Here is a 2287-nt window from a genome sequence, read left to right as displayed (position 1 = left end):
GTTGTTTGTGTTTACTTTCCATAAGTGACTAATATTTGATGAATTTTTAGTCAACCTATTTCAGGATTTTACATTTTCATCAATGTTACCTAACGTTTATGTATAAGAATAGTGCGGTTTTGTGTGCGAGGATTTTCCGCAGGAAAATCAGACGTAACAAAAGTGCACGGACTCTTGATTAAGCACTAAACTAAGCATTATTTTTATACGGTGTTGGCAACGCTTTATTTCCACCATTGTTTGGTTTCCATTGGTTTATAGTCGGACCAGCCTTTATTAAAATACTTTTTATTCGGTGAAAATTCTCCAGCTCCAATGTCAAAATCTCGATTCACTTTTGGAACTCTGAAATCAGCCCAATTACAAACTTTTTCTTTGTCGGTTGTATTGCTTTTCCAAATTCCGATGAATGCATTATTTGTATATCCATCTGCTATTGATTCTATATTATCGTATTCGATTTTTTTGTCGGAAGTCAAATACCATTTCGTGTATAATTGACCTTTGAAAATTCCGCTATGCTTTTGTTCTTTATTTTCTATAAACTCATAATTCGCAATTAAAACTCCTTGAGATTTAATCCCTTTTTCGGAATATTCATCGTCAACTCCGAAATGCAATTCTCTAACTTCTTTTATTTCGGTCAGAGTTATTTTTCCGTTAAAATCACAGATTGTTCCTTTAACACAAGACTTTCCAAATACAAAATATTCATTCGGATTAGTTTTGTCTTTTTTTACAGAAATCAGTTTAATTTTTATTCGCTGATGTTCTTTTCCTATAATTCCTAAAACATTGTGATTTTCTGTTTGATTCCAAATTTCGGAAAAGTCAAAACTATTGTGATTGTCTAAAACATTTTTAGGTTTCAGTTCACTTTCAAACATAAAATCAGTCAGAAATTTTTCATCCGATTGAGCAATCGAAATGTTTGTGAAAAGTAATAATGTCCAAATTAATAACTTCATTTTCTTGATTTGTTCAGCTTGTTGCCAACGGTTTTAGCTAGGAAACGTAGCGTTAAACTAGCCGATTAATTTTCAGACTAAAACTACACAAAATAAATAAAAAACCAACTTTGTTAAAGCACAAAAAAGCTATGTTTTTTAGCTGTTGTTGGGCACAGTAATTTTGTATCGGGTTTTATTTAATTCTCCAATTTTAATTAAAATTCCTAATTCAATACCTTTTTTTAGATCTCTACTTGCTGTTGAAGAAGATATATCTTTAAATATATCCATGTAATCTTTTCTTGAAAATTCCTCAAATTCTAAAGATTTAAAATATTCAAGTCTTTGTTCAGTATTAAAATTTCTGTTGTTATAATTTAATAATTCATTTAAAGAGTTATTTATTATAGAAAGCATATACTCAATGAATGAAGTTGATTTACCTGTTTTGTCACATAACGCAAGTACTTTATAATATTCTTCTTGATTTTTACTTATTAATGTTTCAAATGGTATGTATTCAAAAACTGGATATTTTTCAATTAGAATTAATGTTTGCCATAATCTTCCCATTCTGCCGTTACCGTCTAAAAAAGGATGAATAAATTCCATTTCGTAATGAAACACACAGCTTTTGATTAATTCTATTTCGTCTGTTTTTAAATATTCAAATAAATCTTTCATTAAGAAAGGAACATTTTCATGAGGAGGAGCAAGATGTTCTACTTTTGAGCCTTTTACGATTCCTACACCTTGTTTTCTGTATTTCCCAGGGTTTTCTATCAATTCACTCATTAAAACGCTGTGAGCCTTTAAAAATGATTTTTCAGATAGAGGATTATATTTTTCAATATTCTCATATATTTCGATGGCATTTAAAACTTCTAAAACATCTTTTTTAGGGCCAATAACTCGCTTGTTTTCAAGTAATGAAGTTATTTGTTCTTCAGTAAGTGTATTACCTTCAATTTTCAAAGAAGAATGAATCGTTTTAATTTTATTCTGTTTTCTAAGAGTAGGAGAGGGTTTGTCTAGAAAAGTTGCATTTATTTCTCCTATTTTTTCAGATATAGAAGTGATTAGTTTTAAAATTTTAGGAGTAATATCGTAAGGTGGTTTCATTATGATGCTATCATTTGATATTATCAAAGATAGATTCAATTCTTAGAATATTCTATTTTTTAGTGATTTTTTTTATTGTGCCCAACGGTTTTGGCTAGGATTAGTGCGGGAAGAAAATCGCCAAGATTTTCGGACTGTTACTAAGCCGAAGCTTTTTGTTTGGATTTGTTTCTTTGGTTTCACAAAGCCAAATCAACAAGATTTGGCGACTTAGT

The 2287-nt window shown here is 29.7% G+C and carries 2 protein-coding genes; both read right to left on the bottom strand.

What is annotated here, in order from left to right; translation table 11 throughout:
• Nucleotides 1-224: 224 nt before the first annotated feature.
• Nucleotides 225-968 carry a hypothetical protein gene (locus Q4548_RS16545; RefSeq protein ID WP_303457108.1) on the bottom strand — a complete coding sequence of 248 codons (744 nt, stop codon included), beginning with the start codon at nucleotides 966-968 and terminating at the stop codon, nucleotides 225-227.
• Between the two features lie 138 nt (nucleotides 969-1106).
• Nucleotides 1107-2072 carry a Fic family protein gene (locus Q4548_RS16540; RefSeq protein ID WP_303457106.1) on the bottom strand — a complete coding sequence of 322 codons (966 nt, stop codon included), beginning with the start codon at nucleotides 2070-2072 and terminating at the stop codon, nucleotides 1107-1109.
• Nucleotides 2073-2287 lie beyond the last annotated feature (215 nt).

It is taken from the genome of Wenyingzhuangia sp. 2_MG-2023 (assembly GCF_030548295.1).
Lineage (GTDB): Bacteria > Bacteroidota > Bacteroidia > Flavobacteriales > Flavobacteriaceae > Wenyingzhuangia.
The sequence above is the reverse complement of the archived record's forward strand: the minus strand, read 5'-3'. Positions and strand labels throughout refer to the sequence as shown.

Excerpts from the sequence above, each read along its gene's own strand:
- Q4548_RS16545 (WP_303457108.1), bottom strand. The coding sequence starts at position 968 with ATGAAGTTATTAATTTGGACATTATTACTTTTCACAAACATTTCGATT.
- Q4548_RS16540 (WP_303457106.1), bottom strand. The coding sequence starts at position 2,072 with ATGAAACCACCTTACGATATTACTCCTAAAATTTTAAAACTAATCACT.